Here is a 23,452-nt window from a genome sequence, read left to right on the forward strand (position 1 = left end):
TCACACTCGCTTCAACTTCATCCATGCAACAGACCACTAGGGTAGGTATATGAGACGCGCTAAAATCGTGGCCACGTTCGGACCGGCAATCGCAAGCTTTGACAACACGCTTGCCGTGCTGGAAGCCGGCGTCGACGTGGCACGCATGAACATGAGTCACGGCGACTACTCCGTGCACGACAACACCTACGAGAACGTCCGCAAGGCAGCGGGACAGCTCGGCAAGGCCGTGGCCATCATGGCCGACCTGCAGGGCCCGAAGATCCGCCTCGGCCGCTTCGTCGACGGTCCGCACCTCCTGGAGGTCGGTGACACGTTCACGATCACCACCGAGGACGTCCCGGGCACCAAAGAGATCTGCTCTACCACGCTCAAGAGCCTCACCGAAGACGTCCAGCCCGGCGACGCCCTGCTGATCGACGACGGCAAGGTCGCCCTGCGCGCCATCGACGTCGACGCCGTCAAGGTGGTCGCCCAGGTGATCGTCGGCGGCTGGGTCTCGAACAACAAGGGCATCAACCTGCCCGGCGTGGCCGTCAACGTGCCCGCGCTGAGCGAAAAGGACGAGGACGATCTGCGTTGGGCCATGCGCCGCGGCGTCGACATGGTTGCCCTGTCCTTCGTCCGCGACGCATCGGACATCGTCCGCGTACACGAGATCATGGACGAGGAAGGCCGCCGCGTGCCGGTCATCGCCAAGATCGAAAAGCCGCAGGCCGTGGAGCAGCTTCCCGAGATCATCGACGCCTTCGACGCCATCATGGTGGCCCGTGGCGACCTCGGTGTGGAGCTCCCGCTGGAGGAAGTGCCGATCGTCCAGAAGCGCGCCGTTGAACTGGCCCGCCGCTGGGCCAAGCCGGTCATCGTGGCCACCCAGGTCCTGGAATCCATGATCGACAACCCGCGCCCCACCCGCGCCGAGGCCTCCGACTGCGCCAACGCGGTGCTCGACGGCGCCGACGCAGTCATGCTCTCCGGCGAGACCAGCGTGGGCAAGTACCCGATCGAGACCGTCAAGGTCATGGCCCGGATCATCGAATCCACCGAGGTCCACGGCCTCGAGCGCGTCCCCCCGCTGGGCACCAAGCCCAAGACCCGCGGCGGCGCCATCACCCGTGCCGCCGTCGAGATCGCCGACCAGCTGGAAGCGAAGTACATCTGTACCTTCACCCAGTCCGGCGACTCGGCCCGCCGCCTCTCGCGGCTGCGCCCGATCCGGCCGGTCTTCGCCTTCACCCCGGTGGAGCACGTCTGGAACCAGCTCGCGCTGACCTGGGGCATCCAGCCGGTCCTGGTCCCGATGGTGGGCCACACCGACGAGATGACCGCCCAGGTTGACCGCAGCCTGCTGGAACTGGACCTGGTGGAGGACGGGGACCTGGTGGTTATCGCCGCCGGTTCGCCTCCCGGAAAGGCCGGTTCCACGAACCTGCTGAAGGTCCACAAGGTGGGCGACCTCGCCGACGCCGGCAGCCACGGCGGAGCCACCGTGACCAAGGACAAGCTCGGCCCCTGGCCGGAAAAGAAGAAGAAGAACCGGGCCCAGGCTTAGTTCTGAGCGCTTGAGCGCTTGAACACAAAAGGGAGGATCCCCGCCTATTGGCGGGGATCCTCCCTTTTTGCTGTGGTGCTGTGCTGCTGTGGCGGGCGGCCGGCGCCGGCTGACTTGGCGGACGCTATCTGGCCTGCTGATCAGCCTTGCTGGACCCTAGTTGACCTGATTGATGATGGTTTCGGCGACCTCGCGCATGCTGAGGCGGCGGTCCATCGAGGTCTTCTGGATCCAGCGGAACGCTTCCGGCTCCGTCAGGCCCATCTTGGTGGTCAGGAGGCTCTTGGCGCGCTCCACAAGCTTGCGGGTGGCGAACTGCTCCTGCAGGTCGGTGACCTCGCTCTCGAGGGCCTTGATCTCCTCGTGGCGGGACAGCGCGATCTCCAGCGCCGGGATGAGATCCGCCGGGGTGAACGGCTTGACCACGTACGCCATGGCGCCGGCGTCGCGGGCGCGCTCCACGAGTTCCTTCTGGCTGAACGCCGTCAGCAGGACCACGGGGGCGATCCGGGCCTTGACGATCTTCTCTGCCGCCGAGATGCCGTCCATGACGGGCATCTTGACATCCATCAGGACCAGGTCTGGTTTGAGCTCCTCGGCGAGCTGGACGGCCTTTTCGCCGTTGTCCGCCTCGCCGACGACGTCGTAGCCTTCGCCGCGCAGGATCTCGATGATGTCCAGGCGAATGAGAGTCTCATCCTCGGCGACAATAACGCGGCGCGCCGGCTGGGAAGTGGGGGATGACTCCGTCTGTTCTGACACGGGAACTCCTTGGAAAGGTACGGCGGGAACTCCACCATCATAGGTTTCGTCCGCCGATGTACTTGGACCGGTTTGGTTCGATGCGGCGTCACTGGCGCGATTCTGGAATTCAGCCTATCTGCATGTAGAGTAATTTCGCGCACTGGAAGCGATCGCGTTGCTCACAGCACTGTGGCTGAGCGATTGTTACACTGGTGTACTCCGCGCCCGAGTGGCGGAATTGGCAGACGCGCCGCACTCAAAATGCGGTATCGAAAGGTGTGTGGGTTCGAGTCCCACCTCGGGCACAGTGTTTCCGCAGGTCAGAGGCCTGTTTTATCTTTGGGTGTTGACAAAACAGCCCAAAGTGTTGACAGCGGCGTACCGTTTTTTGTGTGGCCAGCATTCGAAAACGCATCAAAAAGGACGGAACAGCGTCCTACATGGTGTTGTGGCGGGACCCGAAGAGCCGCGAGCAGCAGGGTCTGACGGTCGCCACTCTCGTCGAAGCTGAAACCCTGAAGAGGCTTCTGGACGCCAACGGGCAATCCTTCGAGATTGCGCAGTACGCCATCCTCTCCAACGCCAAACGCACACCCACCATCGCTGACGTCATCCAAGAGCACATTGATCTGTTGGTTCGGCCATCGAGTGGAACCATCAAGACGTACCAAACCATGTTGGACCTGCATATCCGGAACGTCATCGGCCATGTTCCGGCGGACAAGCTCGACTACCGTCTGCTCGCGCATTGGGTGAAATCGATGATGGCAAAGGGGCTTGCGCCGAAGACAGTCCATAACGTTCATGGCCTCATTTCCGCCGCAATGAACACCGCAGAGATGCTGGGCTACATTCCGCGGAACCCTTGCCGGGGCGTGCAGCTGCCGCCCATTGAAAAGGCTGAGGACGAGGCTATGTTCCTCACCCATGCTGAGTTCAGCCTCATCATGGAGGGGATGGGTGAGCGCTACAAGGCCTTCACGAATTTCCTAGTAATGACCGGCACTCGCTTTGGAGAGGCCACCGCGCTGACTGTGGCGGACGTGGACCTCCTGTCCAAGCCTCCGACCGCGCGGATCAACAAGGCTTGGAAGCGAGACGGTAAGTCGAAGTTTTACGTTGGTGCAACGAAGACCGGTGCCGGTAAGCGCACAATTGGGCTCAACCCGGCGCTCGTGGAGCTGCTGATCCCGCTGGTGGCGAGCCGGCCGGGGAAAGAACTTGTGTTCACTACTCCCAAGGGCGGGCGAATCATTCACAAGCTCTACTGGCACCACTACTGGGTTCCTGCCGTTCACACGGCCCAGGCTATCGGCCTTACCAAAAACCCACGGATCCATGACCTTCGCCACACTCACGCATCCTGGCTGATCCAGGACGGCGTGCCCTTGTTCACCATCTCGCGCCGGCTGGGGCACGCCTCTACGCGGACTACCGAGCAGGTCTACGGGCACTTGATGCCCGAGGCGCTGCAAGCCGGTGCTGACGCTACTGAGCGCTCTGTGACAGCCTTTCTGCGGTGATGGCTACGCTGCTCGGCGTAACAGGGTGCGGATGTGTGCCTCGGGAGCCGTTTGCCTGACTCGCGCTTGCGGTCATGTCGGCTAGTCTCCACGAGGCCATGAAGGTGGAAAGCAACGCCTTCCTTTGGAGTTCCCGTGGAGATCGAATTTTTTGAGCCGGCTGAAGCTGCCGCGCTGATGCGCTGCACAGAGTCGTGGCTGCGCGACGGCGCTACCAGCGGACGATTCCCCCACGCGTGCTGGGGCAAGGGCAAGATCATTTTCACTTCCGAGCACATACTGGAAATCGCGAAGTTGAGTGAGATCCTTCCCGGTAGCAGTGGTCCTTCCGTTTCCGTCAGTCGGCCGGCCGCAAAGGATCGGCTCATTGGTACCCGCTCGAAAGTCAGACTGGCTACGGCGAACTGAGTATGGGTGACGTTTCCCGTCTGGGCCGGTCTCGCGCAACCAGGGCGACGCCGGTGTCGACCTTGCCGTTCCGGCCGGGCCACTCGTTCCACATCCACAAGTCGGAGAACTGGTCCGCGTACTTGGGTTCAAGCTGCAGGTGGCGTCTGATCAGGCGTTCGAAGCTGGTTCCCTTGTCATTCTGGTCGATAGCCTTGAAGTACAAGCGGTCAAGGACGTCTTCGAAAGGTGTGGACCCCATGAGAAGTATCTTGCCTCATGTGACGACTCGAAGGGCTCAGCGTGACCACGGAGACGTAGGCGCGGGTTGGCTGGAGCTGACCTGTCACGGCGACCATGAGAGCAAATCCAGCGCTTCCCAAATTTGCTAGGACAATAACGACGTGGGCGTCGGATATAGAACCCGTGTCGTTTGCGTCCTGCGACGGCCGCATAGGGAAGTCTTGGATGGTTCTGAGTGTCCACAATCCGGCGAGGTGCTCATGCGTTCTCGCCGCCATGATCGGAGAGGCCGATGGCAACTCACCCCATCGACAGGAAATACCGCCTGACAAAGCACCGCATCGCTGTTTTTGCTGAGCTGGCCGCTCTCCCGATGGCAGGCGGAGTGCATGCGGATTGAATGTGTGGAAATCCAGAATTTCCGTAAACTTGCTGCTGTCCGCATCGACTTCGCCGAGAACAGCACACTCTTGGTCGGGGCAAACAACAGCGGAAAGACAACGGCGCTGGTCGCTCTCCGCCACTTCCTCGTTGACGGTGCTGGGGCATTCCGAGCTACGGACATCACACTGTCCAAATGGTCAGAGATCAATGCCATTGGGGAGGAATGGCTGGCGAAAGGGTCAGGCCCGCTGGAAGCCAGTGCGGACGTTTGGCGAACAGTTCTCCCATCGTTGGACGTTTGGTTGAGGGTTGAGAACCACGAAATTCACCAAGTCAGCGCGTTACTTCCGACTCTCGATTGGTCTGGCGGCCTGCTCGGCGTCCGGATTGCGCTTGAACCGACAGACGTCGAAGCCTTGTACGGGGACTTCCGCGCTGCTTGGGAACGTAGCAGGGAGTTGCTCAATGCGGCGAGCCAGGGATCAGGTCTCGACGGTGCTAGCGAGGGCAACACCGGGCTAGTGGAGAACGCTGGAGCGACTACGACAAGTTTTACCTTGTGGCCCGAAAGCCTTCTTGACTACCTGTCGAGGGGTGGAGGACAGAATTTTGTTCTCCGCCACTACGTTCTGGATCCGTCTAGGTTGGAACCAGCAACGCGGGACCTCGCGGCGCCACAGCTCCTTCCTCACAACGCCGCACCGCTCATTGGTGATCCTCTCCGACATCTCATCCGTATCGACGAGATCAATGCGCAGCGTGGCCTCGGAGAAGTCAGTTCGCCAAGTTCCAGTCACGCGAAGTCGGCAACTGCGGAGGGAGCGAAGCTCTCAAGGCAGCTCAGCGATTACTACGTTCGGCACCTCAGCCCGTCCGAACATCCGGACGTGAGTGACATCCACGCCTTGGACACGATTTCGATTGCCCAAAGAGAGTTCGACAAACGCCTGGCCGAGGCATTCAAGCAGGCGATAACAGAAATGGAGGGGCTGGGCTATCCCGGCGTCAGCGATCCACGGATTCGGATTGCCAGCAAGCTCAGCGCCACCGATAGTCTCAACCACGATTCCGCCGTCTCGTTTCTTGTTGACGTTGCCGGCGTAGATAGTGAACCGGGTCCTCAACTCCACCTGCCAGAAAGCCACAACGGACTCGGATACCAAAACCTAATCTCGATGGTTTTTAGGCTGATGAGCTTCAGAGATGCGTGGATGCGCGTCGGAAAGGCTGGGCGCACTCGAACGGACGTACACATCGAGCCCCTGCACCTTGTTCTCATCGAGGAGCCCGAGGCTCACCTGCACGTGCAGGTTCAACAAGTCTTTGCGAAGAAGGCCTTCGACGTCCTTCGTAATCATCCGGACTTGAAAGAGAAGACCCAATTAACGACGCAGCTGGTGGTAAGCACGCACTCCAGTCACGTGTCGCATGAACTGCCATTTTCAAGTCTTCGATACTTTCGCCGACTCCCTGCAGGAAGCCAATCAAGCGTTCCAACTTCGGCTGTCATCAGTCTCAAGGACGTGTTCGGAGCAGAGGATAAGACCGAACACTTCGTGACGCGGTACCTACGTGCCCACCATGCTGATCTATTTTTCGCCGATGCCGTGATTCTCGTCGAGGGACCCGCGGAGCGGATGTTACTTCCAAATTTTATTCGGAATTCTCACGCATTCCTTAACAGCGCCTACATCACTATTCTGGAGATCGGCGGCAGTCACGCGCACCGGCTGAAACCTCTTATTGAGGCCCTCCAGATACCAACGCTCGTCGTAACCGACATCGATGCACTGAAGGAGGGCAAGGGCGTTCCGGTCAAGCGTGGTCAGGGCCAAGAGACGGGCAACCCAACGCTCAAGGACTGGGCGCCAGTTGGAAAAGCGATCGATGACCTTCTAGATGCCGCAGATGACATGAAGAGCATCGAAGGTGACGAACTTTTCGCGGTGCGATTCGCGTACCAGACACCTGTAAAGGTGGCGATTCCCAGTGACGCCCCCTCGGAGGAGGCGTTGCCCTCTACGTTCGAAGATTCCTTGGCGTTCGAAAACGTCCAGTTCTTTTCGGAGCTACCCGGTGTCGGCCTGACGAAGAAGTTCAGAGTCGCCCTCAGCGAAGGCCAGAACCCTGATGCCGTCGCTGAAGCGCTGTTTACCAGTCTGAAGTCTGGGAAAAAAGCTGAGTTCGCCCTGGACATCATTAGTGACATCGGCTTCAAGGACATCCAGGTGCCTGGGTATATCAGTGCTGGCCTTTACTGGCTCGAAGCGAGGCTTCGAAAGCAGGCGCAGGCTGTAGGGGAAATAGTTGTCCCTTCTGCGGAAGATCATGTTGATGGCTGAGCGCCTCGTTGCCGGTCCTGAAACGGACAACTTGGTCGACGCATCGATAGCCGAGTGCCTGAGTTTGGAGAGCCCGCGATCATTCTTCTTGTACGCGGGAGCAGGCTCGGGCAAGACTCGGTCCTTGGTGAATGCGGTGGAGCGCCTGCTCGTGGAGTCGAAGCGAGCACTCGGGATTCGCGGGCAATCGATAGCTGTCATTACCTATACGAATGCGGCCGCCGACGAGATCAAACGTCGGCTGGAGTTCGACCCAACTGTCGAAGTCGCCACAATTCATTCATACGCGTGGCGACTGATCGGCGAGTTTCAGGTAGATATTCGCGAGTGGCTTCGCGCGGACATCACGAGGGACCTAACCGTACTTCATTCCAAGTCTAGTAGGGCCGGGACGAAGGCAGAGACGGACCGACTATACAAGATCGCGAGAGGCGAGGGCCGACTTGCATCGCTGGATGCAGTCGATCGATTCGTATACAGCCCCTCAGGGGATAGTCGCGGTCGAGGGGCGCTTAACCACACCGAAGTCATCGCCATGGCTGCAGATTTCCTGTCGCACAAGCCTGTCTTGCAGGCCATCGTCGTTGGTCGGCATCCGTTTATCTTCATTGATGAAAGCCAGGACACTAATAAGGTCTTTCTTGAGGCGTTGTTATCGGTGGAACGTGCTCATTCGGAGAAGTTCGGCTTGGGGCTTTTCGGGGACACTATGCAGCGGATCTACAACGACGGCATGGAGAATCTGGAGGATGTGATCCCCGCGGCTTGGGCCAAGCCGGCGAAGAGGATGAACCACCGTAGTAGCCAACGTGTTGTTGAACTCGTAAACCGGATCCGGACCGACGTTGATACCCATCTGCAATTCGCTCGCGATGATAGCCGCGTGGGCACGGTGCGGCTTTTTATCGTGGATAGCTCATCCACAGAGGTGGGTGATATTGAGGACGGCGTGGCCCGGCGGATGGAAGCCTTGACGGGTGACTCCGCATGGTCCAGCTCCGCCCCCATTGCAGCCGGGGAGCGGCGGCCGACGGCCGGAGTGAAGAAGCTAATCCTTGAGCATCACATGGCAGCAAAACGTCTCGGGTTTGAACAACTGTTCCTGGCGCTCTATCGACTCGAGAGGGAACGCACTGCTCTGCTCGACGGGTCCCTGAGTGGCCTGCAACTTTTCACACGCGAAGTGGTCCCCCTGAGGAACGCCGTGCTACGTGGTGATCGCTTCGAAGTGGCGCGAATTGTCCGGGAACGCTCGCCACTGCTTTCGAAGGAGCGCATCAAAGAATGCGGGGAGGCAGGTGTGGATGTGGCAGAGCTTGTTGCATCTGCCCAGACCGCCGTCGACCAACTCATGGCGCTCTGGTCCAGCGGGGTTCCGTCGCTGTTTCAGATCGCGGAGGCAACTGCGGTTTCGAACTTATTCGTTGTAGGAAAGGATGTGAGCCGCGCTCTGCATGCGGCCAACGAATCGAGCAGCGACGATCTAAGCGAAGTCGATGAAGATCTGTCAGCCTGGCAACAGTGTCTCGATGCTTCTTATACAGAGGTCGTGCAGTATTCGGAGTACATAGGCGGGTCATCCACTTTCGCAACGCACCAAGGTGTCAAGGGCTTGGAGTTTCCGCGGGTGATGGTCGTTATTGGCGATGAGGAGGCCAGGGGCTTCATGTTCAGTTACGAAAAGCTCTTCGGGGCCAAAGTTCCAACCGCCGCTGACAAAAAGAACCAGCTCCAGAACCTCGATACTTCCATAGACCGGACCAGGCGGCTCTTCTACGTTACGTGCAGTCGTGCCGAGGAGAGTTTAGCTATCGTCGCCTACACGAGGGCTCCTGAAACAGTCCGGAACTTTGCCATAAGTCGTGAATGGTTCAGTGGGGATGAGATCGAGATGCTCTAAGTGGCAGCTCGCAGAGTGCAGGGGCGACGCGGTTGGTATCAGACTTCGCTGAGGTCGTCAGTAGCCGTTGGAAGGTGCGCGGATAGCCCGGCCTGCTTTGCCGCGTAGGTGATGACATTCACCTCGTCTGCGAAACGCTGAAGCGAGAGCGATCGATCGACAATTTGCACCGCGGTATATCCCTATCTTCACTGCTTAGACTCGGCACCAGCTGGTGTCGGCTTCCGATCCGGTGGCCTCCCGTGGATCAGTTCGTTCGACCGGGCAGGAACGATCTCTAGTTGTGGGCCACACAGCATCGTAAATGGCGCCGTCAGCTCCTACGGATCCCGCGCGCCGGGCATCCGCTCTGGACATGTCCAGAGCCGAGGCGTTCAATTGGAGCTGGGGCGCCCGACGCTCCGCGGTGGCTGCCGTCAGTGGCAGTCACGCTTGCTGTCAGCTGCAATGAGGGGGCGGTATGAACCAGCAAACATCGCAAGGACCGGGGCCAGAGCAGATTGCAGCGGAAGCGTTTCTGGCGCTGCAGGTACCAAGCCGTCTAACTTTGGCTGGGCTCATTGGGATCGTGGCAGCCCTACGCCGGCGTCGAATCGAGATCGAAGCCACAGCGATTCTCAACGGCACGTCCGTCTGTGGCCTCTGGCTGTCGACGGATACTCGGGAAATCATTCTGCACGCCGTTACGGACTCAGAACTCCATAGGCAGCAGTTCATCCTGCATGAGCTTGGACATATGATCCTTCGCCACGATGAGTTGGGCGTTTCCTCGGACTATGCTGGCAGCCTCTTCCCCAATCTTGACGGAGAGCTGGTGTCACGGGCTTTGGCACGGAGCAGCTTTGTTGACGACCTGGAGGCCGCGGCTGAGACTCTCGCAGATCTTCTTGCTGGCGCTATCCGCGACAGCACGATGGAGCCAAGATCCTTTGAACAGGTCTTCGGGTGATCCAGACTATCGCTGCCTCGGTCATCTGGAGCCTCGTACTGTGCCTCCTGCCCGGCGCCCGCACCAGAAAAGACCACAGCATTCTCGTTGCCGCCGTAGCAATCGCAACGGCGCTTTCCTTGAATGTCGACCCGATATATATCGAGGGTGATCAAGCGCTCGGAGGCCGCAACTTCCTGGATCTGTCCGCAAACATCCTGATGGTCGTGGGAATCTACTTTCTTTCCCAGGCAATCCTCCGGGCTGCCGAGATCAACGATGCACCTATTCGCAGGGGCCGTCGTGGCCTCCTGATTTTGGGTCTAGTCTCCGCGGGGCTGGTCCTTGCATTCCTCCGCATCAAAGCACCCGTGTCCTCAACAAGATTCATGTTGGATTACGGGGACCAGCCTGCTGCCGCCGTCTATTCCGCCATCCAGTTTGCCTACATCGGGGTGGTCGTCGGCGTGACCGGATACGTGTGCTTTAGATTCCGACGGCGGATGGCCACGTCTTACTTTCGCGTCGCCTTCGCTCTCATTGGCATTGGGTGCTCCCTGGCTCTCGTCGTCGTGTTTGCTGTCTTGGGCATGGACATCGCCCATCTTCTGGGAGAGCAGTCGACGATGGAGCAGTTAGCCGCCGTTTACGACACGAGTTTTGTCGGGGCGATGGTGTTCCTGTGTGCTGGCCTGGCCCTGCCACCGGTCGCCCGTCGGATTGTTCGACGAGCGCAACTTAGGACGCAAGCCGGCTTACTGGAAAACCTCACATCCACCTGGGAAAAAGCGACTGCGACCCGTAAGGCTGGACGCCTGGCGGTGCCCGCTACAGCCATCCAGCCGGGTGACCGTGAGACGCGAAGACTCCATCGGATGCTTGTCGAAATTGAGGATGCTCTCCTGATGGATCCGGCCACTGCTAAGTTGCTGGATGAGGCTGACTTCCAAACATTGAGCCGAACAGAGGACTACCTGGCATCCACTCAGGACCCGCAGGATGGTCGAGCAGGTCTGGGACGATGGGGGAGGACGAAGGATTCTAGTGACAGATGATGCCGAAGAACCCTCTGAATCGCCGCGGGCGAGGCTCGCCCGCAAGATAAATCTGCTGCTGGATCTGCATGAGATCCGAGGGGCAGGACCCTTGTCTTACAGGGAAATCAGTCAAGTCATGGCTGAACGGGGCACCCCGTTGTCACGGTCAAGGTGGGCCTACATGCGAAGCGGGGATAGCTCCTTGGCTATGGAAAAGGAGCTGCTCCAGAACCTCGCGATATTCTTCGGTGTGGATCGCAGATACCTTCTTGATGACGCAACAGAGATCCCCGAGCTGGTGGAAGCTCAGCTGGGCCTCCTGAAATCGATGCGCGAGGCCCGGGTTAGGAACTTTGCGGCCAGACAATTGCAGGATTTATCACCTGAAACGCTCGCGCGACTTCGGGATGTCATCGACGAGCATGTCAGGAGCAATGATGAAGAGTCCTAGAGTGCTGGGCCCTCTAACCATGGGCGCCGTAAGTGCGGCCGCAATAACGTTCCTCGGCGCTGCTTACTTTGCGCGCCGAGTCGTGGTGCCGACGACTACGCGCCGGGAGGATCTTTCTATAACGCAAGTTTTCGAAGGAGAGGACGGATCCCTGAGGATCGAACTGCCGGCGACGCCATTGACGAGAGCGCCCGGCCGATACAGCTTTTGGTTTGGCAATGGCAAGGGCCATGCCTGCATCGGGGCCGTCGTGGACGAAGACACGAACGACGGAACAGTGACGCGGCTCGTTGAGCGCGTTGACGCCGGCGACCTACACGCTGCCAGAGCCGGGATTTGGAGCGGCTACGCCTTCTCCAAAGCCGAGCAACTCGGCCTTCCTTTTGAGGAAGTGAAGATCAAGGTCGATAACGGCGTGGCACCCGCATGGAAATTCGTGCCCACGACCGGTGGTCCGGCGGCTTCGACATGGGCCATCCACGCACACGGAATGGGTGGGAAACGCGCTGGTGCCCTTCGTGGTGTTCCTGTTGCCAGCAGCCTCGGCCTTACTTCGCTGGTCGTGTCATTCCGCAATGACGGCGACGCGCCTCCGTCGAACGATTCCCGGTACTCTTTGGGCCAGAACGAGTGGTTGGATCTCGAAGCGGCCATCCAGTTCGCCCTGGACCACGGCGCTAAAAGGCTCGTTTTGTTCGGATGGTCGCTCGGCGGTTCCATGGCTCTGCGTGCCGCGAATCTCTCAGCTCATTCTGATCGGATCATCGGCCTGGTGCTCGTGGCTCCCGTCCTGGACTGGGCCGAGACTTTGACCTCCAACGGGAGAGCCAGTGGATTGCCGGAAGCTGTGGCCAGAGTTGGGCTAAAAATGTTGGGCGCGAAAGCGGGACGGTGGGTCACGGGTCTCGAACAACCTCTTGACCTTCTCACGCTGGATTGGTTGGCCCGCTCGCGTGATCTCAATACCCCCACGCTCATACTGCACGGGATCGAGGACAAGTCGACGCCAGTGACAGCCTCGGAGCGATTCGCGGAGCTACGACCCGACCTCGTTCAATTGGTTCGATTCGAAGTTCCGGGTCATTCACTTGAGTGGAACGCCGATCCCGACAAATGGGAGTCGTCCGTTACGCGGTTCCTGAAGTCGCTGCCCGCAGACTGAAACGTGGCCGCAAGGTCGGCAAGATGTCTCTCGATCCGATCCGGCCGTGCCCTGTACGTTCCCGACCCCAGGCTGATCATGCCCGCCTCGCACAGAAGAGTGAGGTGTTTGCGGACAGAGGAAACAGACACATTTAGGGCTGCAGCGACCTCATCACAGGTTGCCGGGCCATGCGTGATCAGATACCGAATGAGGCGGCTTCGCGTTCGATTCATCAAGATATTCGCCATGGAGACCACAATCAGGTGACGAGGAAATCTCTTTGACCCGCTGTAGACGGGTCTACAGCCAAACGATACGCTCATGTACATACCGATGGAAGAACGGGCCCCACATATTGCGTGGCGAGTTGGCCAAGGCAATACTGGGCAACAATCGGCGCCCCGCTGGCGATAGTCAGCTCAGGTCTGGGAGGTGAAACGTGTCCGGAGATGGAGAAGGCCTCAAGGGCACGGAAAGCTCGCCCCAGGCCGAACTTGCACGCCGCTTGAACCTGCTGCTCGACGTCGTCGTGGCCGAGCGAGGACAACCCGTCACGTTCCGCGAAGTCCAGGAAAAGCTGGCGGAGAAGGGGATCAAGCTTTCCAGAGCCCGCTGGTTCTACATGAAGGACGGCACGGGCAGGCTGGTGAGCGACCCGGCACTACTAGGCGCCTTGTGCGAAATCTTCAATGTGGATCCCGCTTATCTTGTGGGTAGCGAGGCCGCAGATCTACCCCAACGCATTGATTCGCAGCTTGAGTTTGTGAAATCTCTCCGCGCTGCGAGGGTGAAGACGTTCGCGGCCCGCACCCTTGGTGACGTGTCGCCGGAGACACTTCGGGCGATCACCGAGTACCTGAACAAGGACATCAGCCGCCGGCCGGAAGGGGAGAAGGCTGCGGCCAGTCCGCCGTCGGATGGGGATGAGACGCCGGAGCGGGCATACTAAACGTCTGGCACATCTTTCCAAGACTCTGCGGCTACTGTTCCAGCAAGTACTTAATGTGAGCGTCGAGCAGCTCCTTGATTCGGACAGGGTTCGCGGAATACCGCGGTGAGCGTCCGTGCCTGCGTCCAGGCTCGACGTCGACGATCACGACTCCGGCCTCTTCGAGGGCGGCCAGGTGCTTGGCGACGCTGGGATCGCCCGCGCTGACAGCGGTGACGATATCCCCGCGCGTCGCAGGCCCGCTAGAGGCTAGGAACCGAAGAATTTCGTTTCGCGCTCGGTTGCCGAAGGTTGCAACGGCAGCCTCGACGTCGGCCGACCAGGCGGCGTCGTGAGGCTGCGTAATTCTCGGCATAAGGTCATTCTTCCTGAAGGTAACGCAAAAAGTAAGAACAGCACTCTTGACGATACTTTAATTATCTTCGACAATAATTCCTGTAGCTTCTTCTGATCGTTGTTTGGATCTCTGCATCCACTAACTGGGGTGGCCTTTTTGCGCGACTCTGCGAACTACTCGATCTGAACAGTCAAAGCGGTGAAGCCATGGAAATCGAAGCCAAGGCGTATCAATCTACTAAGGGCTCAGACACGGTCGCTGATGTCGATGTCTCATTGCGAAGCGCACCTCTGCCAGGAGAACCCGTCATTCCGATCGACCGGATCATGGTCGCGGTTGACGGCGTGCATCGTTACGTCGTATCCCGCCTCGCGCGAATCGGGCGGTCCTGCGATGTGGATGATGTCATGCAGGACATCCGAGTTGCCGTGTGGGACGGGGTTGCGCGGGGTCGCTACCGGGAGCTGCCCGGGATCCCCTTTGAAGCGTGGGTCCAGGGTGTTTGCAACAAGATCTGCGCTGCTCATATCCGGCGCGAGCTTAGCCATCAAACGTTGCCGTTGCTGGTTGACTTCACGACGACGGAAAGCTCACCCGAGCTCCTCGCTGTCATAGGTGTTGGAGCGGCGGCAGACGGCGTTGAAAACTATGTTGATCAGGCCTGGGCGCAAGCCATGCTGGGCATGGTTCAGCGCAGCGTCAGCGAGGAAACTTGGAAGCTTGCCGTTTCCAGTCTCACTGGGCCAAGGCATTACGGACCTCCGTCTCCCCAAGACCGGCGGCGATGGCACGCCGTAACTGTCGTTCGGCACACCGCCAAAACAATCAGCACGGCCTTGAACTGCCACCCCGAGCCCGGACTAGACGTCGACGATCTCTGCCGGTGTGCTGCGAACTGCCTTCCCACAATCGTTCTCCGTAGCGTCGCAGAGACGATAGTTCGTCCAGGACTGCGAGGGCCGGATAGATCCGTGCAGATGGCAGCTCTGGCCAGTGAGCTTGGCGTCACCGAGAGGTACATCGCGGTAAACATCGGCTTTGCCCGGCAGTTGTACCGAGCGGCTTGGCGCGTGCTTCAGCACGAAGTGAATAGAGCGGCTCTGTAGGTCATGGGTGTCGGACATTGGGGTTGGGCGATGAGTTGGTTCCGTAGAGCTGGCCGTCGGCAGTGGTCCGCTGCGGGGCTGGTGGCTCTGCTCATGATTGGCGGAATCTTCCTACTTTGGCCTGCCGATAGACCCAGCGGGCAGGTCCCGCCGAAAACGTCCTCAACCGCGTTGGCAACCGCGGGGCCTTCTGGAACTTCCTCAGCTCCACGCGAGCCCTCGGCAGTTCCTGGTGAGGCGGACATGCCGGCGGTGGCAACGCGTGATGGTTTGCCACCTACTCGCGATTACCGGGCGCTCGCTGTAGCCGTAGCAAAGGGAATTTACACCTGGGACAGCCGTTCGTCGTCGTACTCGGATGTATATGCCAGGATCCGGTCATGGTGGGAGCTGCTGCCTGATGGATCCAATCCTTTATCTGTGTTGGTCCGAGAGTTTGAGGGGACTGGAGTCACGGCGGGTTCATTCGCGACCCTGGCAGATCAGTCTGCGCGCCGAAGCGGCACCGCTGAGTCACTGCGCTGTGATCTTGAGTTGGCCAAAGTCGAGGAGTATCCGGCCCCGTGGGAGGGCCTTCACGTATGCACAGTGACGGTGCAAGTCGTGGACGAGTCCAGTAACGGCAGAAATTCCTATGCGGCGCCGGTCACCGTGATGGTCAACTGTCCTCCCGCCATCACCGCTCCAGCTGAGAGCTGCGCCATGGTTGGCTTTTACGCGACCGCAGAGAGAATCGTCTACTAGTGGCTGCTCTGGCAGCGGTCGCAGGCCTCATGCGGCTCCGGGCGTTGCTGAAGGTTGTGTCAGGAGCCGCTACCGCCGCCTTGCTTGTTGGCGCCATGGCATTTGCCGGAGGCGTGGCGGCGATAACTGGTATGGCGGCCCAATCCACAGTTGCTTGTACAGCAGCGGGCACCGAGATGACCACTGCGTCCAACGTGACTGGCGCTCGCTTGGAAGTTCGGAACGCTGGGCGCTTGCTCTACGAGCTGACGCCCCGGCAGGAGAGCGTTGCACGGACATACATTGCGGTCGGCAAGCAGCTTGGAATACCGCGCTCCGGGCAGATCATCGCTGTCATGATGGCGCTGCAGGAGTCAAGTTTGCGCATGCTCGCGAACCCCAGCGTGCCCGCTTCCCTGCACTTCGCGAATGACGGCGTTGGTCGTGACCATGACTCGATCGGTTCAGCCCAGCAGCGTCCGGCGGCGGGCTGGGGGACAGTTGAGCAGCTGATGGATGCCTCCTATAACGCGCGTGCCTTCTACGGCGGTCCGGCGGGACCGAATCGCGGCAGCCCTCGAGGACTGCTGGACATCCCCGGGTGGCAGGCTATGGACAAAGGTCTGGCCGCCCAAGCCGTCCAAGTGTCTGCTTTTCCTGAACTGTATGCGCGGTGGGAGTCGGCGGCCACGGCAATCGTTGCTGCGCTTGAGGGTGGCATTACTCCCTCCTCCTGTGCAGAATCCTCGCCAGCGCCGCGGCCCGGGGGATCTCCACGCAACTTGAGTCAGCTACGGCAGGACATTCTGAAGTTCACGCAGGAAGGTTTGGGCGGAACATATGTGTGGGGAGGCACTGCCTTCAAAGCCTGGGATTGCTCTGGCTATGTGCAGTGGATCTATCGTCAAGCCGGAATTGAGCTGCCGCGCGTAGAACAATGGCGCGTTGGTGTCCGGACCAAGGATCCCCAACCAGGAGACCTGGTGGTTCAAAATCCACAGGGACCCGACAACTGGGGCCACGTCGGCATCTACGCGGGGGATGGCATGATGTGGAGTGCTTTGAACCCGGCGGTAGGGACACTGTTACATCCCGTTAGCTGGAATCCTGGCGCGGTCTATTTTGACCTGTTGAGGCCCTGAGGGCGCACGTCGGCTTCGATGGTCAAACGCAGCACCCAGGCCAGAGGCGTGTTCAGCGAACAAGGAAGATCCGGGTTAGAAACCCAGCTACCTACTGTTACCGGTGAACTCTCTGGTATGGGCCTCGCGGCCCTGCCGCGCCTCATGCCGAAGAAAGAAGCTGGTCAGAGGCGACTGCCCTCAGATTGTGCGTATGAATTACGGGGAGAGGGTTCGCGATGTCGGTCCATAGGGCCCCAAGGCGAATGCACGTGACGAAGTTCCTAGCCTGTTGGCCAATGCCCGAGTTTGCCGCACCAGCAGCGACCATCCTCGTGCTTCTGGATGACGAGGCCCCGTTCCTCGCCGGGCAAAATGATGTCTTCGTACCTGAGCATCAGTCCAGTGCAGCATCAGCCACATGCCGCAGATAGGGGCGTCTTGGCGTATGTGGATTAGCCAGTTGGAGGCCGAAAACTCGAGCGTGTCTAGACGAGATTGCGGACTTTCTTCCCAGAGCCCCAACCGTCCTTGACGATCTCGACCTTCCCGGCTGTTGCTAGGCGTTCGAACAGTGTGTTGTTGGACGATCCCGGAGGCAGGGTGAACTCGGCACCCAGTCCACCCGTGAGCGTGCTGTACGGGGAGCCAAGAAGTGCCAGCATCTCCATCAAGGCCTCCGGAGATAAGTCTCGGGCACGTACCAGCTGAGACAGTACCAAGTCTGGATCCTGCGTGACCCGAGCGATGCGCTGAACTTCCACGAGCGGAAGCCAAATTTTCATTTCCCGCGCGTACGCACCTGCAGCTCGGAGTGCTTCGACATTGTCATCGACCACGTACAAGGCGAGGTCATTCACGACTTTATCGCGAACACCGTGGGGGACCTGCCTGCTCGCGAGCAGGTCGGCGACGAATCCGGATACCAGGCCGGGAGTCAGGATGGTGTCCATGTTTTTTGATACGGCGAAGGCCTCCGATACCGACTTCCATCCAGCCTGAGCAAAGTGCGCGAACGTATCGGCTGCATCTGGGACCAGACCGGCTTCCAAGGCCAGCGCAAGAAGATCATCCCCAGCCGGCTCCAAAGCCGTTGCCTCGAGTGCAGAGGGTAGATTCAGGCCAACGGCGAGCCGGACTCGTGTCGCAGCCTGGAGCTGTGCGATGGCGTTTAGGATCTGAATCGCAAGACTCGTCCTGGTGTCAGCTTCGGTTTCATCGACCCCATGTAGTTCGATCGGTGTCTTTCCGTCCGGTGCCAGGAAGCGGGCAAGGTGCTGATCGACCTGATTCGCCTGAACGTATGCCCAGATATTCTCGACTGTCGGGACCACGCGTGCTCCTTCGATAACTGCCGGCCACGTCTCCGAAGGCACTGCAGTGATTTCTTTGAGCGCCACGGCAGGGGAGCTTCCCGCGATGACCTTGCCGAGTTGCTCTTCCGTCCAGTCCTCATGTTGCTCGGTGACAATATCTCGGAGGGCAGCTTCCGTTCTCACGACATACTCGACCGGATCGTCGCTTCGAGCCGCCGCCAAGTACTCGTCCACGTTCTTCCTGCAGTACTGCCAGACGTTGTCCTTCTTCCGTACCTCGTCGAGAGTGGGTGCGCTTTGGATGCCGAGTGCGAGTCGCAGATTCGACGTTGTGAGCTCATACATCTGCTCGGCGACAATCCTTTCGCGCAGTGGCTCGGCCAGATCGTTCAGGTCGGCGACGAGAACCTCGGCCGACTTAGCGAAGGAGAGGACGAGCTCTGTGCGCTCGGGAGACTGCGTCTCGTTGAAGGCCGTCAGATGTGGCTGCGCGGCCGTCAGCAACGTGACGGACGCTTCCCCGAGATTGTAGGCTTCAGCCTCGAGCCCGTTGAGAAGAGCGGCGTCAAGCAGGCTCATCCTGGTCTTATCGTCGGGGATCCCACTGTCGCTTGCGATGTACTCGATCAGTCCAGGCCACGGATGCGCTGCCAGCAACGCGACGAGCTGTTCGCGCGGCTCATCAACCGCGTTGAAGAACGCATCAAGGAACGTCTGCACGTCACGGCTGTGGTCGGCCACAATGAAAGCAACGACCTTCCTTGCCTCATTCGAGTTCTTACTCAAGAGATAGCTGACAACCTGGATGTTGAGCGCACTGACTGAACTCGTGAAGTCAGAGGGCACCTGCTCGAGCAGGTTGCTGATCGCGTTCGCAGTAGTGAACTCGAAGTCGAGGTACATCTGGTTCGGCTGGACACTGTGGTTGTAGAAGAATGCAACGTCCACTCCGATGAAACTGCCGTAGAAGGTTGCAGAGTACTCGGCGTAGTTGCGGTTGATGAAACCTCGACGGACGAGATCCCGCGCCAGCTCCGACTTGAGCCCTTTTGCGACCTGCTCATTGAAGGTCGTTGCGCCTTTCGGAATGGGCTCATAGTTGACCAAATCGCTGAAGCCCGCGCCGCGGAGAAATGCGATGTCGCGGTCGCACCGTTCGACCTGTTTTGCCAGTTCGCTGGGATTCGGGTCTCTCCACCTAGCCGGGCCGATGGCCTCCGGGAAAAGAGGTGAAAGGAGCTCGTTGTTGAGGTGGACAGGGGGAGGACCATAGCCGCTCCTCTGCGGGGAAGCAATGCTTATCGAGCCCGTGTAGGCGACCTGCTTCCAGAATGGCACGCTTCGAAGGTCGTCGGAGCTGTAGCTTGTTTCGCCGACTGTAAAAGTGTTGTAGGGGTAGCCGGTGTTGTTTGGCAGCGTGTCTTTGATAGCGCAAAGCCGACTCCCCAAGAGCTGGGCGGTCTGCTCCTGCGTCCGCCGTAGACCCTCCGTGTGCATTACATCTCGTCGCTGCTTCTGCAAAAGTTCAATCGAAGCCCGGACAAGTTCTCGATGGTGCTGCTCAAGCGTGTCCAATGAGCTCGCGCGCTGTGAGATGGCCTCGAAATCCGCTAGATGGAAGTTCTTGTAGACCACCAGCGCGAACAGATCGTCGGCCGTCATGCCGGGGGCACAGTTCTCCACCCACAGCAGATGCTCCGCGAACACGACGAACTCGTTGCAGATGTTGATCAGCAGCCGCATGTCGGTCGTGTGGCGCGCGACCAGGTCCAGCAGAGGGCGCTTCACGAGGTCCTCGGCGAGCCCGAGGCTTCTGAACGAGTCGACCAGGTGGTCGCGTGCATTGCGGTGCGAAATAAACGGAACCATAGGGATCACGATCTCGAAGAACTTGGTCCGGTTCGCTCGTTCTACGGCAGCAACAGCCAGATCAACGGAAGCCACGGCTGCTTCAGCAGGGCCGACGTTTCCGCTCGCCGAGGTCTCCGCCTTCTTTTCCCGGATCTCAGGATCTGTGCCTAGCTGCTCGAAGAGGCTGTCCTTGATGGCGTAGATGAACCGAAGGGGCTGGCTCCTACTTTTCCAGTGTGCTGATGAGTTGATGAGTGTGTTGAGCTCTCGGAGGGAGTCGAAGATTTGGGGGTCGTCGAAGCGATCGAGATCTTCGAAGATCACGTACTCCGGTTCGACGGCGTCGAAGAATGCGACGATCTCGTCCAGGAACCCGTCAAAGTAGGTGCTCGGTTTCTCGCCGAGAGTGATCGTGGTGCCTGCTGTCGTGACCTGAGAGACAATCCGATCACCGATGATCCACCGCGCGACCCAGACGACGACCACTACGAGAGCGAAGAACAGGGCGCCCAAGGCCATCTTCACAGACGGATCGGTGGTCCCGCCGAACCACGAGTCTCCTGGCCGGAAACCGATGAGCCAGAGTAGCGCCAGCACGATGGTAGTCAGGCAAAGAGCCTGGAGGAATGCTAGCGACCGGGTCAGCGGCGCAGTCCGGGCGAACCTGGAACGACGGAGCTTCCCAGGCTTGGCCCTGTACACAAGCTGCTTGACGAGTTCCTTCTGGATCCTGTTTGTCAGGTCTTCTTGGTCTTCGTCCGGACCGAGTGTGTTGATGCTGATGCGAAGGGTTTTGTCTAAATGGTCGGATTCGAACTTGTCGAGCACGCTGGACTTTCCGGCACCGTAGCGGCCAGTGAGGGCGATGTTCCTGTTCTTTGGATCCGTTATCGCGTTTTCAAGATGCCGCACATAACCGCTGTGTTGTGTCTCCCCGTATGCGGGCGCGAGTGAACGCAAAGTGACGACGGGTCCTTTGCCCTGAGGTGGGTTGCCCCCAGCTCTACTCAACTCATCTCCAGTCTCAGTTCCTTCTGCCACAGTGTCAGTATGTCAGCCGCTTCCGACCGTAATGAAAGTGGCCTCAGACCCAGTGGAGGGTTCAGAAAGCCGGCTTCGCGGTTCAACTGGCCCCAGCGCTGCCTTACAGGCGGCAAAGATGGACCTCGTCGCTGCGAGCACGAACTGCAGGACCACGAAACGGTGGAGGAAGGAGCTCGGAACCTCCGGTGGCTCTGCCCTGGGCCGACTCGGCGGCCCACAGGTCGGCTTCAGACTGACGGGCGTGTTGCCGACCGCATTACTGTGATGCGGACGAATAGTTCGCGACCGACAGTTGAAAGTCGTCGCGGACCTTGAGTGCTAGCGACACCAGCATTCGGAGGAGCAGCACGTACGACTGTCTGTGCGCTGTCACATCGCCAGGATCGGCGTTTGTACCATGCGCGTACCTGTTGCGAAGATCCGGGCCATCACTGAACTCGCTCTTGTTCAGGATGAAGTTGAAGTAGCTCGCCTCAGCCGAGGTCAGGAGTGTCGAGCTGAATGCCAGCCATCCCTTATCCACGAGGGCGAGCGCAGCGGCCGATTCGTCCGTTCCGTAGTGGCCGAATGGGGCAGCTTCACGGTTGTGGATATCGCTGAGGACGAGAATCAGCGTCGGCAGAGGGAACTCAATGACGCCGGCGTCGACTGCAACCAATCCCTGGGAGATTAACCAGTCGACGGGTTCTTTCTGGAAATGATGGAGCGCGTCGTAGGGCAGCTCATTCTCTGTGACCAGTTGGACGAAGCTCCTGGCTCGAAGCGTCTTGTTGACATAGGTGAGCCTCGACTGGTCGTTGAACAGGAGAAAAAGCGCCTGTTCGCAATCGCTGGTTGCCTCGCTGCGCAGGTACTTGTGTTCGACGAGGCTGGGGATCTCACTCCATGGCCTCGGGGCGGAAGTCATGCGGAGGAGTTCGAGATCCAGTTCGCCCTCGTCGCAGTAGAGGGTGAATTGCCTGGCGATACTCTCCATCTCCGCGGAGATGTGACGGCACCGTTCGAGAAATGAGCTGGTCGGGCTGGAAACTGTGTAGTAGAAGCCGGCCGCGCCGAACTTGCTGGTGAGGTGCTCGCGGAAGAACCAGGCTACTGCGTCCTCGACCTCGATACCGTTCTGGCGGAGGAACTCTGCGTAGAAATGTGTTGCTTGCATCGTCAGCGCATCCAAGTGCTTGTACATTTTCCCTTTGGGGTATGAGTCCTTTCCCGCGAGGAAGAGCCTTTCGAATGTATCGATTTGCGCTTTGAACGATGGCATAGTGAGCAGCCCTTGGCGATCCAGATAACCCACCATTGCGGCGAAGTTTGCGAGCACAGACTCCTGCTCGAGGGTGGCGGAGAGATATCGCCCACCGAATGAGCGGATGTGGGTCATCCCGCTCTCGGCATGGTCGATGTGGTCGAGCACGGGCGCGTGCTGTTCAGGATCGATCCTGATGCCATAGCGCCTTTTCAGCAGCGTGTTCTTATCGTCCGAGAAGAGCTCGTCCATGAGCACTTCGCAGCGCTTCTTCGCTTGAAGCCGGATCTTAGGGGTGATCCCGAAGCCGGGATTGTCGTTCGCATGTGCAATCGCTTCAACGTGATTAGGGTGCGGTGATGCGCTTTCGATGTATGCACTCAAGAGCTGTTGTACGTCCTCGCCGGTGAAGCTCGCGGGGAGGTGATATGAGGAATTGGAGTCCCTGATCAGTCGCATTTTGACTAGTAACTCACCGTGTCGAGCATCGGCAAGGAGTGCGTCGCGAAGGCGTCCGTCGTGTCCCTTCACGAACTGGGGGTTGGAAAGCATTGTCGCCAATGGCATGTGTGCTTTCACCAGTGCATCGAATAGTGCCTGACCGCCGACCTTTTCGGCGACTCCGTGCCTCTCGAGAAGCAGTATCAGGTCATCCCCGTATTCGTTCTCGAAGTCGCCCAGCAGGTGATCGAGGTCCGATGGGTCGAAACAGGCGAAGAACGAGGCGATTTGCCTTCGTGACTCTCGCGCTGACGCCGCCAGATCCTCTCGTTCCTGTTCGCTAAGGGGGCGCGGAAAGATGCTGTGCGATTCGAAGGCGAGGGCGTTGTGCAGCTCGAGCGCATCGTTCAACGAGTGGATCTTGCGGTCATGAGAATATTCTTGAATCAGCTTGACCGCTTGCTCGGCTAACCAACCGCTGGCAAGGTCCCGCGGGCCGTAGAACTTGACCCTCTCAGGTGACTCCGAATGTTCCATGGGCTTATGGTAACTGTGTCCTTCTGGGTTGCGTGTCGACATCAAGCGGTGCCAGGAGTTCCATCAGACCCACAACATGGCTCACCGACGAGCGCAATCAGATCGCTTGTGAAAGGGTCGGGTCTGCTTATCATGCACGCACCCCCCTT

At 59.4% G+C, this 23,452-nt stretch carries 17 protein-coding genes and 1 tRNA gene; 13 read left to right on the forward strand and 5 right to left on the reverse strand.

Annotated features, from left to right (window positions below; genetic code table 11):
- Positions 1-49: 49 nt before the first annotated feature.
- Positions 50-1,552, forward strand: a complete 1,503-nt coding sequence (pyk, locus tag LDO15_RS08540; RefSeq protein WP_223985951.1) for a pyruvate kinase — start codon at positions 50-52, stop codon at positions 1,550-1,552.
- 156 nt (positions 1,553-1,708) lie between these two features.
- Here the strand turns inward: pyk and LDO15_RS08545 are convergent, their stop codons facing one another.
- Positions 1,709-2,314, reverse strand: a complete 606-nt coding sequence (locus LDO15_RS08545; protein WP_223985952.1) for a response regulator — start codon at positions 2,312-2,314, stop codon at positions 1,709-1,711.
- A gap of 205 nt (positions 2,315-2,519) precedes the next feature.
- On the opposite strand from LDO15_RS08545, the gene LDO15_RS08550 reads away from it, so the two are divergent.
- From LDO15_RS08550 to LDO15_RS08560, 3 genes are all read left to right on the forward strand, one after another.
- Positions 2,520-2,601, forward strand: a tRNA-Leu gene (locus LDO15_RS08550).
- A gap of 87 nt (positions 2,602-2,688) precedes the next feature.
- Positions 2,689-3,819, forward strand: coding sequence for a site-specific integrase (locus LDO15_RS08555; RefSeq protein WP_223985954.1), 1,131 nt, complete (start codon positions 2,689-2,691; stop codon positions 3,817-3,819).
- Between the two features lie 135 nt (positions 3,820-3,954).
- A complete protein-coding gene (locus tag LDO15_RS08560; RefSeq protein ID WP_223985956.1) occupies positions 3,955-4,227 on the forward strand; it encodes a hypothetical protein in 273 nt (90 codons plus the stop codon).
- Here the strand turns inward: LDO15_RS08560 and LDO15_RS08565 are convergent.
- The gene (locus LDO15_RS08565; protein WP_223985959.1) at positions 4,214-4,468 is read right to left on the reverse strand and encodes a hypothetical protein; all 255 of its coding nucleotides are present in this window, start codon (positions 4,466-4,468) and stop codon (positions 4,214-4,216) included. The genes LDO15_RS08560 and LDO15_RS08565 overlap by 14 nt on opposite strands.
- Before the next feature lie 370 nt (positions 4,469-4,838).
- Between LDO15_RS08565 and LDO15_RS08570 the strand changes: the two genes are divergently transcribed.
- From LDO15_RS08570 to LDO15_RS08605, 7 genes are all read left to right on the forward strand, one after another.
- Complete coding sequence (locus LDO15_RS08570) at positions 4,839-7,175, forward strand: AAA family ATPase (protein ID WP_223985962.1); 2,337 nt, start codon at positions 4,839-4,841, stop codon at positions 7,173-7,175.
- Positions 7,168-9,075, forward strand: a complete 1,908-nt coding sequence (locus tag LDO15_RS08575; RefSeq protein ID WP_223985965.1) for a UvrD-helicase domain-containing protein — start codon at positions 7,168-7,170, stop codon at positions 9,073-9,075. Before LDO15_RS08570 ends, LDO15_RS08575 begins: the two co-directional genes overlap by 8 nt.
- A gap of 460 nt (positions 9,076-9,535) precedes the next feature.
- Positions 9,536-10,024, forward strand: coding sequence for a hypothetical protein (locus tag LDO15_RS08580; protein ID WP_223985968.1), 489 nt, complete (start codon positions 9,536-9,538; stop codon positions 10,022-10,024).
- Positions 10,021-11,058, forward strand: coding sequence for a hypothetical protein (locus LDO15_RS08585; RefSeq protein WP_223985971.1), 1,038 nt, complete (start codon positions 10,021-10,023; stop codon positions 11,056-11,058). Before LDO15_RS08580 ends, LDO15_RS08585 begins: the two co-directional genes overlap by 4 nt.
- Positions 11,048-11,491, forward strand: a complete 444-nt coding sequence (locus tag LDO15_RS08590) for a hypothetical protein (RefSeq protein ID WP_223985973.1) — start codon at positions 11,048-11,050, stop codon at positions 11,489-11,491. Before LDO15_RS08585 ends, LDO15_RS08590 begins: the two co-directional genes overlap by 11 nt.
- A gap of 19 nt (positions 11,492-11,510) precedes the next feature.
- Positions 11,511-12,653 carry an alpha/beta fold hydrolase gene (locus tag LDO15_RS08595; protein WP_223985975.1) on the forward strand — a complete coding sequence of 381 codons (1,143 nt, stop codon included), beginning with the start codon at positions 11,511-11,513 and terminating at the stop codon, positions 12,651-12,653.
- 487 nt (positions 12,654-13,140) lie between these two features.
- Positions 13,141-13,584: a hypothetical protein gene (locus LDO15_RS08605; RefSeq protein ID WP_223985979.1), complete on the forward strand. Its 444-nt coding sequence runs from the start codon at positions 13,141-13,143 to the stop codon at positions 13,582-13,584.
- A 31-nt stretch (positions 13,585-13,615) separates the two neighbouring features.
- On the opposite strand, the gene LDO15_RS08610 is transcribed toward LDO15_RS08605, so the two are convergent.
- Complete coding sequence (locus tag LDO15_RS08610) at positions 13,616-13,939, reverse strand: helix-turn-helix transcriptional regulator (RefSeq protein WP_223985981.1); 324 nt, start codon at positions 13,937-13,939, stop codon at positions 13,616-13,618.
- 188 nt (positions 13,940-14,127) lie between these two features.
- Here LDO15_RS08610 and LDO15_RS08615 point away from each other — a divergent pair, with 188 nt between their 5' ends.
- The gene (locus tag LDO15_RS08615; protein ID WP_223985983.1) at positions 14,128-15,027 is read left to right on the forward strand and encodes a sigma factor; all 900 of its coding nucleotides are present in this window, start codon (positions 14,128-14,130) and stop codon (positions 15,025-15,027) included.
- A gap of 977 nt (positions 15,028-16,004) precedes the next feature.
- Positions 16,005-16,892 (forward strand): C40 family peptidase, encoded by an 888-nt coding sequence (locus LDO15_RS08620; protein WP_223985986.1) that lies wholly within the window; start codon positions 16,005-16,007, stop codon positions 16,890-16,892.
- Positions 16,893-17,359: 467 nt separating this feature from the next.
- On the opposite strand, the gene LDO15_RS08625 is transcribed toward LDO15_RS08620, so the two are convergent.
- Together LDO15_RS08625 and LDO15_RS08630 are read right to left on the reverse strand one after the other, a co-directional pair.
- Positions 17,360-21,079: a hypothetical protein gene (locus LDO15_RS08625; RefSeq protein WP_223985989.1), complete on the reverse strand. Its 3,720-nt coding sequence runs from the start codon at positions 21,077-21,079 to the stop codon at positions 17,360-17,362.
- 259 nt (positions 21,080-21,338) lie between these two features.
- On the reverse strand, positions 21,339-23,303 hold the full coding sequence (locus tag LDO15_RS08630) for a hypothetical protein (RefSeq protein WP_223985992.1): 1,965 nt from the start codon (positions 23,301-23,303) through the stop codon (positions 21,339-21,341).
- Positions 23,304-23,452: the final 149 nt, after the last annotated feature.

It is taken from the genome of Arthrobacter sp. NicSoilB8, from assembly GCF_019977355.1.
GTDB lineage: Bacteria > Actinomycetota > Actinomycetes > Actinomycetales > Micrococcaceae > Arthrobacter.

Coding starts and splice junctions, on each gene's coding strand:
- LDO15_RS08610 (WP_223985981.1), bottom strand. CDS start 13,939: ATGCCGAGAATTACGCAGCCTCACGACGCCGCCTGGTCGGCCGACGTC.
- LDO15_RS08565 (WP_223985959.1), bottom strand. CDS start 4,468: ATGGGGTCCACACCTTTCGAAGACGTCCTTGACCGCTTGTACTTCAAG.
- LDO15_RS08630 (WP_223985992.1), bottom strand. CDS start 23,303: ATGGAACATTCGGAGTCACCTGAGAGGGTCAAGTTCTACGGCCCGCGG.
- LDO15_RS08615 (WP_223985983.1), top strand. CDS start 14,128: ATGGAAATCGAAGCCAAGGCGTATCAATCTACTAAGGGCTCAGACACG.
- LDO15_RS08580 (WP_223985968.1), top strand. CDS start 9,536: ATGAACCAGCAAACATCGCAAGGACCGGGGCCAGAGCAGATTGCAGCG.
- LDO15_RS08570 (WP_223985962.1), top strand. CDS start 4,839: ATGCGGATTGAATGTGTGGAAATCCAGAATTTCCGTAAACTTGCTGCT.
- pyk (WP_223985951.1), top strand. CDS start 50: ATGAGACGCGCTAAAATCGTGGCCACGTTCGGACCGGCAATCGCAAGC.
- LDO15_RS08575 (WP_223985965.1), top strand. CDS start 7,168: ATGGCTGAGCGCCTCGTTGCCGGTCCTGAAACGGACAACTTGGTCGAC.
- LDO15_RS08595 (WP_223985975.1), top strand. CDS start 11,511: ATGGGCGCCGTAAGTGCGGCCGCAATAACGTTCCTCGGCGCTGCTTAC.